Annotated in this window: 12 protein-coding genes; 8 read left to right on the forward strand and 4 right to left on the reverse strand. The window is 67.2% G+C overall.

Going from position 1 to position 13,294, the window contains the following annotated elements:
* Window positions 1-5: 5 nt before the first annotated feature.
* From AC5JDC_RS16560 to AC5JDC_RS16595, 8 genes are all read left to right on the forward strand, one after another.
* Complete coding sequence (locus AC5JDC_RS16560) at window positions 6-920, forward strand: sugar phosphate isomerase/epimerase family protein (protein ID WP_495842831.1); 915 nt, start codon at window positions 6-8, stop codon at window positions 918-920.
* Window positions 921-939: 19 nt separating this feature from the next.
* Window positions 940-1,878, forward strand: coding sequence for a sugar ABC transporter substrate-binding protein (locus tag AC5JDC_RS16565; protein ID WP_106771767.1), 939 nt, complete (start codon window positions 940-942; stop codon window positions 1,876-1,878).
* Window positions 1,879-1,953: 75 nt separating this feature from the next.
* On the forward strand, window positions 1,954-2,931 hold the full coding sequence (locus AC5JDC_RS16570) for an ABC transporter permease (protein ID WP_495842833.1): 978 nt from the start codon (window positions 1,954-1,956) through the stop codon (window positions 2,929-2,931).
* The gene (locus AC5JDC_RS16575) at window positions 2,928-3,710 is read left to right on the forward strand and encodes an ATP-binding cassette domain-containing protein (RefSeq protein WP_495842835.1); all 783 of its coding nucleotides are present in this window, start codon (window positions 2,928-2,930) and stop codon (window positions 3,708-3,710) included. The genes AC5JDC_RS16570 and AC5JDC_RS16575 overlap by 4 nt, the downstream gene beginning before the upstream one ends.
* 240 nt (window positions 3,711-3,950) lie before the next feature.
* Entirely contained in the window at window positions 3,951-5,138 is a 1,188-nt protein-coding gene (locus AC5JDC_RS16580) for an aldose 1-epimerase family protein (RefSeq protein ID WP_495842876.1), read from the forward strand.
* A gap of 70 nt (window positions 5,139-5,208) precedes the next feature.
* Window positions 5,209-6,303 (forward strand): fatty acid desaturase family protein, encoded by a 1,095-nt coding sequence (locus AC5JDC_RS16585; RefSeq protein ID WP_495842837.1) that lies wholly within the window; start codon window positions 5,209-5,211, stop codon window positions 6,301-6,303.
* Between the two features lie 69 nt (window positions 6,304-6,372).
* On the forward strand, window positions 6,373-6,687 hold the full coding sequence (locus tag AC5JDC_RS16590; protein ID WP_495842839.1) for a MocE family 2Fe-2S type ferredoxin: 315 nt from the start codon (window positions 6,373-6,375) through the stop codon (window positions 6,685-6,687).
* A 48-nt stretch (window positions 6,688-6,735) separates the two neighbouring features.
* On the forward strand, window positions 6,736-7,533 hold the full coding sequence (locus AC5JDC_RS16595) for a 3-methyl-2-oxobutanoate hydroxymethyltransferase (protein WP_495842842.1): 798 nt from the start codon (window positions 6,736-6,738) through the stop codon (window positions 7,531-7,533).
* Window positions 7,534-8,088: 555 nt separating this feature from the next.
* On the opposite strand, the gene AC5JDC_RS16600 is transcribed toward AC5JDC_RS16595, so the two are convergent.
* The 4 genes from AC5JDC_RS16600 to AC5JDC_RS16615 all read right to left on the reverse strand — a co-directional run bounded on the left by AC5JDC_RS16600 (window position 8,089) and on the right by AC5JDC_RS16615 (window position 12,989).
* Entirely contained in the window at window positions 8,089-9,096 is a 1,008-nt protein-coding gene (locus AC5JDC_RS16600; RefSeq protein ID WP_245428361.1) for a GntR family transcriptional regulator, read from the reverse strand.
* Window positions 9,097-9,511: 415 nt separating this feature from the next.
* Complete coding sequence (locus tag AC5JDC_RS16605) at window positions 9,512-11,032, reverse strand: sugar ABC transporter ATP-binding protein (protein WP_495842845.1); 1,521 nt, start codon at window positions 11,030-11,032, stop codon at window positions 9,512-9,514.
* The gene (locus AC5JDC_RS16610) at window positions 11,032-11,988 is read right to left on the reverse strand and encodes an ABC transporter permease (RefSeq protein ID WP_495842847.1); all 957 of its coding nucleotides are present in this window, start codon (window positions 11,986-11,988) and stop codon (window positions 11,032-11,034) included. Before AC5JDC_RS16610 ends, AC5JDC_RS16605 begins: the two co-directional genes overlap by 1 nt.
* Window positions 11,985-12,989, reverse strand: a complete 1,005-nt coding sequence (locus AC5JDC_RS16615; protein ID WP_495842849.1) for an ABC transporter permease — start codon at window positions 12,987-12,989, stop codon at window positions 11,985-11,987. Before AC5JDC_RS16615 ends, AC5JDC_RS16610 begins: the two co-directional genes overlap by 4 nt.
* Window positions 12,990-13,294: the final 305 nt, after the last annotated feature.

Here is a 13,294-nt window from a genome sequence, read left to right on the forward strand (position 1 = left end):
ACGCCATGATGCAAGCCGGTATTTTCACGGGCTATTTCCCTTACGGTCTCGAGGAGACCGCCAAAAAGATCCGCGCCCTCGACTTCAACACGGTGCAGCTCGACCTGCACTTCAAGGACGTCGACCTCTCGGCCGGGCAGATCACCAAGGAGAAGGCGAAGCAGGTGCGCGACGTCTTCCGCGACCACAACCTGCCGATCTGCTGCATCTCCGGCTACACAAACATCATCCATCCCGACAAAGGCGAGCGCGAGCGGCGCGTCGGCTATCTCAAGGAGATCATCCGCAACGCCCGCCATTTCGGCAGCCCTTACGTGATCTCCGAGACCGGCACCTACAACACCGAGTCCGACTGGGTGCATCATCCGAAGAACAAGACCGAGGAGGGCTTCGAGGAGTGCCGCAAGGTCATCGCCGACCTTGCGCAGACGGCATACGACCACGGCGCGGTGTTCCTGCTGGAAACCTATGTCAACAACGTCGTCGGCTCGGTCGAGGAGACGGTGAGGATGTTCGCGCAGGTCGACCATCCCGGCCTCGGCCTGCTGATGGACCCGACCAACTATTTCGAGACCCACAACATCGACCGCATGGACCAGATCCTCAATCAGGTCTTCGACACGCTGACCGACAAGATCAGGATAGCTCATGCCAAGGACGTGAAGCGCTCGGGCGACGACAAGACCGAGAAGCATGCCGACATCGGCGATGACGACGCGCTGGAGAGCCACACCTTCCGCGGCGTCGGCGAGATCGAGCTGCCGGCGCCCGGCCTCGGCTCGCTGAACTACGACCTCTATCTGCAGCGGCTGGCCGAGAAGCACCCGAACATCCCGGTCATCATCGAGCACCTGTCGGAGGACGACGTGCCGCGCGCCAAGAAATTCCTCGACGGCAAATTCCGCGAAAACGGCCTGTGACGGCCGAAGGGAGGTTTTGATGTTCAAGCTCGGTCTGAAACTCTTCGCCGCCGCGCTGCTGGCCGGTGCCGCTTTCGCGACGCCCGCACAGGCGCAGGACGCCAACAAGACGTTCTACCTGCTGTCGCATGGCGGCCCGTCGGACGCCTTCTGGCTTGACTGGAACGCCGGCGCGGAAGCCGCCTGCAAGCAGCTCGCGGTCACCTGCAACATCTCCTTCTCCGGTGGCGACATGGCTGCCCAGAAGGAGGCGTTCAACTCGGCGATCGCCGCCAAGCCGGCCGGCATCGGCACTACCTCGGCGCAGCCGGGGCTGTGGACGGAGGAGGTGAAGGCGGCCAAGGCGGCCGGCATCCCGATCGTCTTCTTCAACACCGACGACACCGCCACCGGCCGCCAGGCCTATGTCGGCGCCGACCTGCGCCAGGCCGGGGTGACATGGGCGAAGTTCCTGGTCGACAACAAGCTGGTGAAGCAGGGCGATACCGTCTTCCTGCCGGTCGAGGTGCCCGGCGCCAGCTACCAGCAACTCGAGACGGAAGGCATCGCCAGCGTCTTCGATCCGCTTGGCATCAAATACGACGTGGTCGACGCCGGCACCGACCCGGCCGGGATCATCGCCAAGATGAGCGACTATATGCTCGCCAACAATCCGCCGGCGATCATCGCGCTCGGCGACTCGGTGGCGGCGGCGGTGCGAAAAGTGTTCGACAATGCCGGCATCAAGGCGGGCTCCATCCCCGTCGTCGGCTGGGGCAATTCGAAGGAGACGGCCGAGGCCGTGCGCGACGGCTACTTCAACGCCGCCGCCTGGCAGTTCCCCTCGGCGCAGGGCTTCATGCCGGTGGCGCTGCTCAACCTTGCCGCTTCCGGCGAGCCGATCGGATACGACATCCAGACGTTCAGCCTCTACGACAAGGGCAGCGTCGACCCGATCCTGAAGCTTTACAACAAGTGATGCGGTCGCCGGCTCCGGCCGGCGCCGCGCCTTCTCCTGGACAAGACGATGGCAGTTGTGACGGAACAAGCGACTATGCGGGGGGGCCGGTGGCGTGGCCTTGTGGCCACGCCGCAGGTCGCATCGCTGATCATCCTGGCGGTCGTGCTGGTCGGCTTCTCGCTTGCCAACCCGAACTTCCTTTCGCCGCTCAACATCTCCAACATGATGGCCTTCCTGCCGGAGCTCGGCATCATGGCGCTGGCCATGACGCTGCTTCTCACGGCCGGCGAGTTCGACCTGTCGGTGGGCGCCGTCTTCGCGCTCGGACCGGTGATCGTCATGCTGCTGGCGCAGACGGCGGGCGTCGACATCGGCCTTGCCCTGCTGGTCGGGCTGGCGGTCTGCATCGCCATCGGCGCCATCAACGGCATCATCGTCACCAAGATCGGCATCTCGTCCTTCCTGGTGACGCTGTCGATGCTGCTGATCGCACGCGGTGCGGCACTCTACATCACCCAGGGATTCCCGCTGAAGTCGTGGGACCAGCCCGGCGTCTTCGTGACGCTGCTCGCCGGCAGCTTCGAGGTCGGCCCGTTCCGGCTCTACGTCTCGCTGTTCTGGTTCGTCGGCCTGACGCTGCTTGCCGCCTACATCCTCAATTGGTCGAAGCTCGGCAACTGGATCAGCGCCATCGGCTCCAACCGCAGCGCCGCGGTGGCGCGCGGCGTCCCCGCCGACGCGGTCAAGATCGGGCTGTTCATCGCCACCTCGGTGCTGGCCGGGCTTGCCGGCATGATCAGCGCCTTCCGCATCTCGGCGGCGTCGCCGGTCGCCGGCACCGGCTACGAGTTGGAGGTGATCGCCATGGTGGTGGTCGGCGGCACGGCGCTCACCGGCGGCTACGGCACCATCCTCGGCACGGTGGTCGGCGCCGTCATGCTGCGCGTCATCCGCAACGGAATCGTGCTGATCGGCGTGCCCGGCCTCGCCTTCAACATCTTCGTCGGGGCGATCATCCTCGTGATGCTGATCATGCACGCCATGATCCAGAAACGGAGTGCCCGGCGATGACCGCGGAAGTCCTGCGCCTGGAATCCGTCCGCAAATCCTTCGGCAGCGTCACGGCGCTGCGCGGGGCCTCGCTCAGCCTGCGCGAGGGCGAGGTGGTGGCGCTGCTCGGCGACAACGGCGCCGGCAAGTCGACGTTGATCAAGGCGGTGTCGGGAGTCCATCCGATCGACGGCGGCGCCATCTATGTGCGCGGCGAGAAGGCGTCGATCCGCTCGGCGCGCGACGCCATCGACCTCGGCATCGAGACCATCCACCAGGACACCTCGCTGGCGCCCGACCTGTCGATCGCCCGCAACCTCTTCCTCGGCCGCGAGCCGGTGAAGCTGCCCTTCCTCGGCGTGTTCGCGCCGATCGATTTCCCGGCGCTGCGGGGAGCCGCCTCGGCGCTGCTCAAGCGCGTCGGCATCTCCAAGAAGCTCGACGCCGACGCGGCGGTGAACACCCTGTCGGGCGGCGAGCGCCAGTCGATCGCCATCTCGCGGGCCATGCAGTTCGCTGCCAAGGTGATCATCCTCGACGAGCCGACCAACAATCTCGGCGTCGAGGAGACGCATGGCGTGCTGCGTTTCGTCAAGGAGGTGCGCGACGCCGGGCACACGGTGCTGTTCATCACCCACAACATCCACCACGTGTTCCAGGTCGCCGACCGCATCGTCGTCATGCGCCGCGGCGAAATCGTTGCCGAGCGCGCTGTCGCCGACACCAACCTGCTGGAGGTCGAGGCGCTGATCATGGGTGTCGACGTCTCGACGCTGGCCGAGCAGGCGAAGGTGCATTGAGATGAATGCTCTCTTGCACACACCCCTCTGGCCTGCCGGCCATCTCCCGCTCGAGGAAGGGGCAGTCGGATATGCGTTTACCCCCACCCCTAACCCCTCCCCTCAAGGGGGAGGGGGATTTTGCTGCGCCGCTTCCAGACGCCAATCGATGGCGATTTGGCTTGGCATAGCGGCCGCAAAGTCCCCCTCCCCCTTGAGGGGAGGGGTCAGGGGTGGGGGTAAATGGGAAGGCCGACGCGCATGGTGACCCTCTACGGCCAGACGCTCACCCGCAGGCAGGTCGCCGAACGCTCCGGCATGCTGTCGCAATTCGCCGGGGTGCGCCTGATGACGCTCGGCGACGGCGTCGAGCGCGGCATCCGCATGCTGGAGTTCCGCACCGGCAGCGGGCTGCGCTTCACCGCGCTGGTCGACCGGGCGCTGGACATCGCCGACTGCGACTACAAGGGCCAGGCGATCGGCTGGCATTCGCCGAGCGGGTTCAGGCATCCCGGGCTGCACGAATACGAGGGCGAGGACGGCCTTGCTTGGGCGCGCTCCTTCTCCGGCCTGCTGCTCACCTGCGGCCTCGACCATATCCTGGGCGGGCAGGAGGTTGCGGCCGACAGCTACAACTATCCCGGCAAGACGAGCGTGCGGCATTCGCTGCATGGCCGCATCAGCACCATTCCCGCGCGGCTGACCGGCTATGGCGAGCGCTGGGACGGCGACCGCTGCGTGCTGTGGGCTGAAGGCGTCGTCCAGCAGTCGGCGGTGTTCGGCGAGGATCTGCATCTTCATCGCCGCATCGAAGCCGATGTCGGCGGCAGCGAGATCCGCATTTCCGACCGGGTGGTGAACCACGGCTTCCTGCGCACGCCGCACATGTATTTCTACCACGTCAATGTCAGCCATCCGCTGGTCGACGAGGGCGCGCGCTATGTCGCCCCGGTGAAGGAGGTGCTGTGGGCCGCGCATGCCGGTGACGCCTATCGCGCCCAGGGCGTCGGCTACCGAACGCTGCCCGCGCCGAAGCTCGGGTTTCGCGAGCAGGTCTGGCAGCACGAGCTTGGTGCGGATGCCGGCGGCCTCGTACCGGTCGCCGTCGTCAACGACCGCATCGGCCTCGGTTTCGAGGTCGTCACCCGCAAGGACCAGCTTCCCTGCATGTACCAGTGGCAGAATTTCCAGGCGGGCCAATATGCGATGGGGATCGAACCGTCGACGCATCATGTGCTGGGCAACAACGCGGCCCGCGAGCGCGGCGAGATGATCTGGCTGGAGCACGACGAGCAGCGCTCCTACGAGGCGACGTTTCGGGTGCTGGATGGCGGCGCCGAGATCGCGGCAGCGGAAAAACGGATCGCGGCGATCGCGCGCCAGCCGGAGGAGGATTTTCCGGCGCCGTCGGGACGGTTCCCGGCACTGGCGCGAGGGTCGCGGGCATGAGCGGGGGAAAGGACTGCGGGGAGGAGATCGGGAGGAACGAACGGACGAAAGGCGGCTTCCGGAGAAGACGATGACTAGCATGGAAAAGACGAAGCGCGATTACAGCCTGGTCGGCGAGAGCACGAAGCGGGCGATCGAGACCGGCCTGGCCTCGGCGGAGTGGTACCACACCGAGGTGCCGCGCAAGGTGATGAAGGAATTGATGCAGCGCTCGGACGGCCCCGCCATCCGCGACACCATCGTCTGGGCGGGCGTGCAGATCGTCTCGGCCGCCGGCGCCATCTATTTCTGGGGCACCTGGTGGTGCGTGCCGTTCTTCCTCGTCTACGGCGTCTTCTATGCCTCGGCGAGCGACTCGCGCTGGCACGAATGCGGCCACGGCACGGCCTTCCGCACCCGCTGGATGAACGACGTCGTCTACCAGATCGCCTCCTTCCAGCTCATGCGCAACCCGGTCGCCTGGCGCTGGAGCCATGCACGCCACCACACCGACACGATCATCGTTGGCCGCGACGCCGAGATCGCGGTCATGCGCCCGCCGGACCTGCTGAAGGCGGGGCTGGCCTTCACCGGCCTGCTCGACTTCCGCTATTCGCTGCCGGCGCTGTTCCGCCAGGCCCTTGTCGGGCTGAACGCGGAGGAGAAAAGCTACGTCCCCGAGATGGAGCATCACAAGGCGGTGGTCGCGGCGCGCTGGCACGTCGCCATCTATGCCGCCACCGTGGCGCTGGCGATCGCGCTCGGCTCCTGGCTGCCGCTGATGCTGATCGGCCTGCCGCGCCTCTACGGCACCTGGCACATGGTGTTGACGGGGCTGCTCCAGCACATCGGCCTCGCCGACAACGTCACCGACCACCGGCTGAACACGCGCACCGTCTACATGAACCCGGTCAGCCGCTTCATCTACTGGAACATGAACTACCACGTCGAGCATCACATGTTCCCGATGGTGCCGTATCACGCGCTGCCCAGGCTGCACGAACTCATCAAGCACGACCTGCCGGAGGCGAACCCGTCGATGTGGCACGCCTACAGGGAGGTATGGCCGGTGCTGCTGAAGCAGCTGAAATACGAGGATTTCTACCTCAAGCGCGACCTGCCGCCGACGGCCAAGCCGTATCGCGACGAGTTCCACAACATGACCGTGCCTTCCGCGGCGGAATAGGCGCTCCAAGCATCCGGCGCCGCCCGGTCGCGGCGTCCCGACAAACATCCGAGAGAAGACGAAGCAGACATGGCTGAATGGATCGAGGCGTGCGCCGCCGAAGACGTGGACGAGGAAGATGTGATCCGCTTCGACCACGGCGGGAAGACCTTCGCGATCTACCGCTCGCCGGACGACGAGTATTTCGCGACGGACGGGCTGTGCACGCATGAGAAGGTGCATCTGGCCGATGGGCTGGTGATGGACGACGTCATCGAATGCCCGAAGCACAATGGCCGCTTCAACTACAAGACCGGCGCGGCCAAGGGTGCACCCGTCTGCGTCAACCTCCAGACCTATCCGGTGAAGGTGGAGGCCGGAAAGGTCTTCATCCAGCTTGGCTGATGCCGAAACCACACTGAAGACGCCGCCCGCCGCCTGAGGAGAACGACCATGAGCCGCACCAGACCGACCGTCGCCGACCTGCGCGCGATCAAGGGCAAGCGCCAGCTTACCATGCTGCGCGTGATGACGCTGGAGGAGGCGGAAGCAGCCGAGCGGGCCGGCGTCGACATCGTGTCGATCCCGCCTGACCTGCTGCTCGATCCGCGCTACCGCGACGCAGCGCCCAGCCTGTTCTCGATGCCGGGCGACAATTTCTACGAGATCGGCACGGCCGACGATTTCGTGCGCTGGGCATTCCGCATGTACAAGGCGGGCGCCGACGCGGTCTATTGCAGCGCCAGCTTCGCCACCATCAAGCGTATGGCCGACGAGGCGATCCCGGTGATCGGCCATGTCGGGCTGATCCCGTCGCGCCGGACCTGGACCGGCGGCTGGAAGGCGGTCGGCAAGACCGCCGAGGGCGCGCTCGAAATTCTGTCGGCCGTGCGCCAGCTCGAGGAGGCAGGCGCCTTCGGCGCCGAGATCGAGGTGGTGCCGGTGGAGGTGGCGGCCGCGATCTCGCAGCGCACATCGCTGTTCCTGATCTCGATGGGCGCCGGCACCGGATGCGACGCTCAGTATCTTTTCGCCGAGGACGTGCTCGGCCAGAACCGCAGCCACGTGCCCCGCCACTCCAAGGTCTACCGCAACTTCGCCGCCGAATACGACCGGCTGCAGGCCGAGCGTGTGGCCGCCTTCAGCGAGTTCGTGGAAGACTGCAACAGCCGTGCCTATCCCGAGGAGCGGCACATCGTGCACATGGACCCGGCCGAGCTGGCAAAGTTCATGGACGCGATCGACGGGTAACGCCGCGGCTGCCACGCGCATCCAGCCTCCATCCTCGCCACGCCCTGCCTTCGCAGTCTGGCCATTGTTCAAAGAGCGCTCCCTGCCGCGGAGGGAGAAGTCGGGAAGCGGGGCGCTGGGCCGAGCCTCTTTAGTAAAAACATGGCGCGGCCTTCGCGCCCCGCCGGCGATTTCGGGCACCATCCCGTTCCGCTTCGCTATAGCTCCGGCTCCGGCTTCTTGCGTCGCCTCGGCTGGCCATGCCGCAGCACTCGTCCAGTGCGCCCCGCACATAGTTGCGGAGGAGGAACCTTCGGACGGGCCTCCCCGGGCGCGGGCTACGTCTTCCCGCACCGGAGGCGCCGGTCCCTCCCCACCAAACCACCGTCGCGACCGGTGTTCCCGCGGGAGGAACTGCCGGGATTATGGGAGAGACGGAGAGGGAGGGGATAAGGACGACGGGATTCTCGGGCGTGCGCGTGCCAAGGGACTGGAAAGGCAGGAAAATATTCCCGGCGGGGCGATTTTTTGTCTCCCCTTGCTGGCTGCGCTCGCACCGGTTCGGGTCGGTCGCAATCAAGCCTCGATCGACACGAGGTAGGGCGGCAGCGCATCCTGCGACAGCGGCTTCAGGCGGCGGATCAGCTCGAGGTTCGATCCGAGCGACCGCCGCAGATGCGCTTCGAGCGCGACGGCTGCCTGCTTGCGGCGGCCCGACCGCAGGCGGTCGAGTATCTCGAGATGCTCGCCGATCATGGTGGAGATTTCTTCGCGGCTGCGGTGCTCGTAGGTGGAATGGGTGGCGATGATCGGCAACTGGCTGCGCCGGATCGTCTCGCGCAGCTGCTGGTTGGGGCAGCGCAGCACGATATCGACATGGAGGTCGTTCTCCAGGCCCTCCAGAACCGACGGCGGCCGCGGCCCGTCGCGCGCCTCGGCGGCGCGCCGGCGCTTGGCGTCGAGCTCGGCGGGGTCGAGATCGGCCGCGACCTGGTCGAGCGCAATCGGCTCCAGCAGCCAGCGCATCTCGAAATGCTCGCGCAGCAGCCGTTCCGTCAGCGGCCCGGCATACCAGCGCTGGTTGGAATCGCGGGCGATCAGGCCGGTCCGGTCGAGCTTGGTCAGCACCTCGTGGGCGACCGTGCGGCTGACCTTGTGATGCTCGGCCAGCGCGCTCTCGTTGAGCAGGAAGCGGCCATAGGCGAGGCAGGCGGCGACCTCGTGCTCGACCAGGGGGTAGAGGAGCTCGTGGCGGTTGCGCGCCTTGGTCTCGCCGGCGAAATCGGGCGGCAGCGTCAGTCCGGCGGCGAACAGGTCCAGCCGCACCGGCTTGCCGTTGCGCCGGCTGGCCGTCACATAGCCGCGGCCCTCGAACGCCTCGACCAGACCTTCCTCCTGCAGGCGCCTCAGCGCCGCCGCGGCCGGCACCCGGCTGGCGCTGAAGGCGCGGGCGACGCCGGTCTCGCCGAGCACCAGGCCGGGCGGGAAGACGCCCTCGACGATATGGTCGCGCAGCACGCCGTGGATGAGCTCGTAGAGCGGCGAGGCGCCGAGTTGTGCTCGGGGTGAGGCCTTTTTTCGCACGTCGTGCCGCCCCTCACCTGCCTGCCGGCATCCTCTCCCCGCAGGCGAGGAGAGGGACACGTTCATCAATGATTTCGCCAATCGTCAGCGTCGCAGAACGAGTCTCGTCGAAGCGGCCTGCGTCCTTCTTCCCGCAAGCGGCGGGGCGATCGTATATGGCAGGCGGCGGGAAATTCGGCGGCCTCGTACCCCCACCCCCAACCCCTCCCCACAAGGGGGAGGGGGACTTTGCGGCCGCCATGCCACGCGAAACTATTGACGATCGGCGTATGGCGGAAGTGCAAGCCGGTCCCCCTCCTCCTTGTGGGGAGCGGCCAGAAGTGGGGGTAATTCCACATGCGATTGCCCGGCCGCTTGCCTGGGGAAGTGCCCGGCAGGGCGAGGAGGGGTGATGCCTGCGGCTGGAAGTCATTGCCTACTCCGCCGCCGCGGGACGCTCTTCCTCGACCGCGTGGATGCGGTTCATGATCGCCCGGCTCACCGTCTCGTAGCGGCGGTCGTTGGCGACCTCGCCGACCAGGCGCTTGCCGTGCATGACCAGGATGCGGTCGGCGAGCGCCACCATTTCCGGCATGTCGCTGGAGATCAGCAGCACCGACGTGCCTGCCTCGGCGATCTCGTGGATAAGCTCGTGCAGATAGGCCTTGGTCTTGATGTCGATGCCGACCGTGGGCTCGTCTATGATCAGGATCTCGACATTGGCGGCGAGCCACTTCGCCACGCTCACCTTCTGCTGGTTGCCGCCCGAGAGATTGCCTACCATCTGCTCGATCGACGGGGTGCGGATCTCCAGCCGCTCGACATAGGGCTGCACGGCGCGGCGCTCCGCCGCCGGCGCGATCAGCCCGAGCGCTCCGGCGAGCCGGCGCCAGATCGTCACCGCGATGTTCTCGCGGATGGAATGGGCGAGGATCAGCCCTTCCTGCTTGCGGTCCTCGCTGATGTAGCCGATGCGGTGGCGGTTGAGTGCCTCGTGCATGTCGCGGATGCGCGCCGCCTTGCCCTTGAGGCGCAGCGCGCCGCCGGTGACGGCAATGTCGCCGACGATGGCGCGGGCAAGCTCGCTGCGGCCGGCGCCGACCAGGCCGTAGAGGCCGAGGATCTCGCCGCGCCTGAGCGCGAAGGAGATGTCGCGATGGCCGAAGGCGGTATCGATCCCGCAGGCCTCCAGCACCACGTCGGTCTCGACCGTGCGCTGCGGCCGCTCGACGATGCGCTCCTCGCGGCCGACCATCAAGGATATCAGGCGCTGGCGCGTCATCGCGCTCATCGGCTCGCCGATCGCGGCGTTGCGGCCGTCGCGCAGCACGGTCACCCGGTCGGCGATGGCAAAGACCTCCTCCAGCTTGTGGCTGACGAAGACGATCGCCGCGCCCTCGTCGCGCAGCCGCCTGAGCAGCGAGAACAGCGCCACCGTCTCGTGCTCGGTGATCGAAGCGGTCGGCTCGTCCATCAGCAGGCATTTCGTCTCGAGCGACAGCGCCTTGGCGATCTCGACGATCTGCATCTGCGCCACCGACAGCGTGCGCACCTCGGCGCGGGTGTCGATGCCGCGGTCGAGCAGGTCGAGATAGCGGCGGGCCTCGCGGTGGATGGCCTCGCGGTCGAGCAGGCCGCGATGCGTCGGCAGGCGTTCCAGCAGGATGTTCTCGCCGACCGAGAAACGCGGGATCAGGTTGCGCTCCTGGTGCACGGCGCTGATGCCGGCGGCGATGGCGTCGCGCGGCGACTGGAAGGACACTTCGCGGCCGTCGACCAGCAGGCGGCCGCCGTCCGGCCGGTAGAGGCCGGTGATGATCTTGATGAGGGTCGACTTGCCGGCGCCGTTCTCGCCCATCAGGGCGTGGATCTCGCCGGGCCTCAATTCCAGCGAGACATTGTCCAGCGCCTGGACCCCGGGAAAGGCCTTGCTGGCGGATTCGATGGCGAGATGCATCAGCCCATCCCCGTCCTGACCGCGCGCCAGCGGTTCAGCCAGACCGCGGCGAGGATCAGCGCGCCGAGCACGAACTGCACCCAGTAGGGATCTACCTTGGCGAGCACCATGCCGTTCTCGATGAGCGCGATCAGGACCACCGCCAGCGTGGTGCCGAGCACCGACACGTGGCCGCCGGTGAGTGCGGCGCCGCCGATGATCGGCGCGGCGAAGGAGAGCAGCAGCCAGTCGGCCCCGATGGTCGGTTGCGCCGAGCCGAGCTGTGCGACCGCCAGCACCGCGGCGGCGCCGGCGAGAGCGCCCGACAGCGCATGGGCGAGCATGGTGATGCCGTCGCGCGAGATGCCGGAAAGCTCCGCAGCCTGCGGGTTGCCGCCGACGGCGAGCAGGTGCCGCCCCGGCACGGTGCGGGCCAGGAACAGGCCGAGCAGCGCTGCCACCACGATCGGCGCGATCAGCAGGTAGGGGAAGCCGAAGAAGCGGTTCGAGCCGAAGGCGACCAGGGAAGGCGGCATGTCGTAAAAGGGGATCGACTCGGTGATGCCGAGATTGATGCCGGTGAAGGCCGACGCGGTGGCCAGCGTTATGATGAAGCCGTTGATGCCGGTGCGAACCGTGAGCACGCCGTTCAGCAGACCCGCGAGCCCTCCGATGCCGATGGCAAGCGGCACGGCGACGGCGACCGGGAAGCCGAGCTTTTCCATCATGCCGCCGGCGAGCACGGCGACGAGCCCGCCCAGCGCGCCGACCGAGATGTTGAGCTGGCCGACGGCCAGCGTCACCATCTGGGCGAAGCCGACCAGCAGCGCCACGCAGAAGCTGCGCAGCATGACGTAGATGTTGAACTCGGTGAGGAAGGCGGGTGACAGCCAGGCAAGCACTGCGGCGCCGAGGATGATCGCGGCCAGCAGGCCGGACCATTCGACCATGAGGAGGCGGCGGAGGATGGCGTTCATCGGCGCCCCATGGAGCGGCGCTCGACGAAGATGCCGCGATAGCGGTCGGCCATGACCGCGGCGAGCAGGATCAGTCCGAGGAAGAGCTGCAGCCAGAAATTGCCGATCTGCAGCACCAGCAGGCCGCTGCGGATGGTGGTCACCAGCGCCGCGCCGATGATCGTGCCGACCACCGCCACCGAGCCGCCGGCCAGCAGAGTGCCGCCGAGCACCGGGCCGAGAAAGGAGGGCAGCAGCCATTCCTCGCCGCCGACCGACGGCATCGCCGCACCGAGCCGCGCCACGATCATCAGGCCGGCGGTGGCGGCGAGCAGCCCCGACAGCGTGTGGCTGATGACGATGACGCGGTCGACCGGGACCCCGGACATCGCGGCGGCACGCGGATTGGCGCCGGCGGCGAGAATCTGCCGGCCCAGCGCCGAATGGCGGTAGAGCACGTAGAGCACCGCGCCGATGACCAGCGCGATGATCAGCAGCGGCGACACGTAGCCGCCGATGCGCATGCGGCCGAAGGCGCCGATCTCCGGCGGCAGGCCGTTGTAGGGCACGGCCTTGGTGAGGATCAGCATCGCGCCGAGGAACAGGCTGGCGCTGGCCAGGGTGATGATGAAGGCGTTGACACCGGTCCTGACGATGGCGACGCCGTTCAGCCAGCCGAGCCCGCCTCCGAGCGCCAGCGCGCCGGCGAGCGCCAGCGGGATGGGCAGGCCGAGATCCTGCAGCAGGAAGCCGGCCGCCATCACCGCGCAGACGCCGATCGAGCCGACCGCGAGGTTCATGCCGCCGGTCGCCAGCACCACCATCTGCGAGAAGCCGATGACGATGTCGACGGCGAGCGACCGGCCGATCGAGAACAGGTTGATCGGCGAGGTGAAGCCCGGCGCGAGCGCCGAGAACACGACCCACAGCAGAGCGACGATGGCGAACAGGCCGACTTGCGCGGAGGCGCCGAAGAGGGCCGGTCGTCGCGGTGCGGCTGCGGGGATGGCGTCGTCTGTCATCTTGTCCTGGTCATTTGTGCTGGCGGCTTCGAACGCAGGCGCTGCTCCTGGCTGCTGGCGCCCGCTCTCCGCAGCCGTTTGTTGTGTTCACACGTCTCCGACTTGGCTGAACTCGCCTATCGTTCGGACGCCAACCGTCTGCATCGGCTTTGGCTTCATCGAGTCCGAGGCTTGGATTCCCGACACTCTCCGCTCGCTGCGCTCGCTCACGAGGTCGGGAATGACGACAGGCAAGGAAGCCTGCGACAGTCGCCAACGTCGGTGTTTGGCCGAAGCTAACCATAATTGTCGTCATTCCCGACCTC

Source organism: Kumtagia sp., from assembly GCF_059502445.1.

Bases quoted from the DNA above. Each gene is read 5' to 3' on its own strand.
- AC5JDC_RS16560 (WP_495842831.1), top strand. From the start codon at position 6: ATGATGCAAGCCGGTATTTTCACGGGCTATTTCCCTTACGGTCTCGAG.
- AC5JDC_RS16565 (WP_106771767.1), top strand. From the start codon at position 940: ATGTTCAAGCTCGGTCTGAAACTCTTCGCCGCCGCGCTGCTGGCCGGT.
- AC5JDC_RS16570 (WP_495842833.1), top strand. From the start codon at position 1,954: ATGCGGGGGGGCCGGTGGCGTGGCCTTGTGGCCACGCCGCAGGTCGCA.
- AC5JDC_RS16575 (WP_495842835.1), top strand. From the start codon at position 2,928: ATGACCGCGGAAGTCCTGCGCCTGGAATCCGTCCGCAAATCCTTCGGC.
- AC5JDC_RS16580 (WP_495842876.1), top strand. From the start codon at position 3,951: ATGGTGACCCTCTACGGCCAGACGCTCACCCGCAGGCAGGTCGCCGAA.
- AC5JDC_RS16585 (WP_495842837.1), top strand. From the start codon at position 5,209: ATGACTAGCATGGAAAAGACGAAGCGCGATTACAGCCTGGTCGGCGAG.
- AC5JDC_RS16590 (WP_495842839.1), top strand. From the start codon at position 6,373: ATGGCTGAATGGATCGAGGCGTGCGCCGCCGAAGACGTGGACGAGGAA.
- AC5JDC_RS16595 (WP_495842842.1), top strand. From the start codon at position 6,736: ATGAGCCGCACCAGACCGACCGTCGCCGACCTGCGCGCGATCAAGGGC.
- AC5JDC_RS16605 (WP_495842845.1), bottom strand. From the start codon at position 11,032: ATGCATCTCGCCATCGAATCCGCCAGCAAGGCCTTTCCCGGGGTCCAG.
- AC5JDC_RS16610 (WP_495842847.1), bottom strand. From the start codon at position 11,988: ATGAACGCCATCCTCCGCCGCCTCCTCATGGTCGAATGGTCCGGCCTG.
- AC5JDC_RS16615 (WP_495842849.1), bottom strand. From the start codon at position 12,989: ATGACAGACGACGCCATCCCCGCAGCCGCACCGCGACGACCGGCCCTC.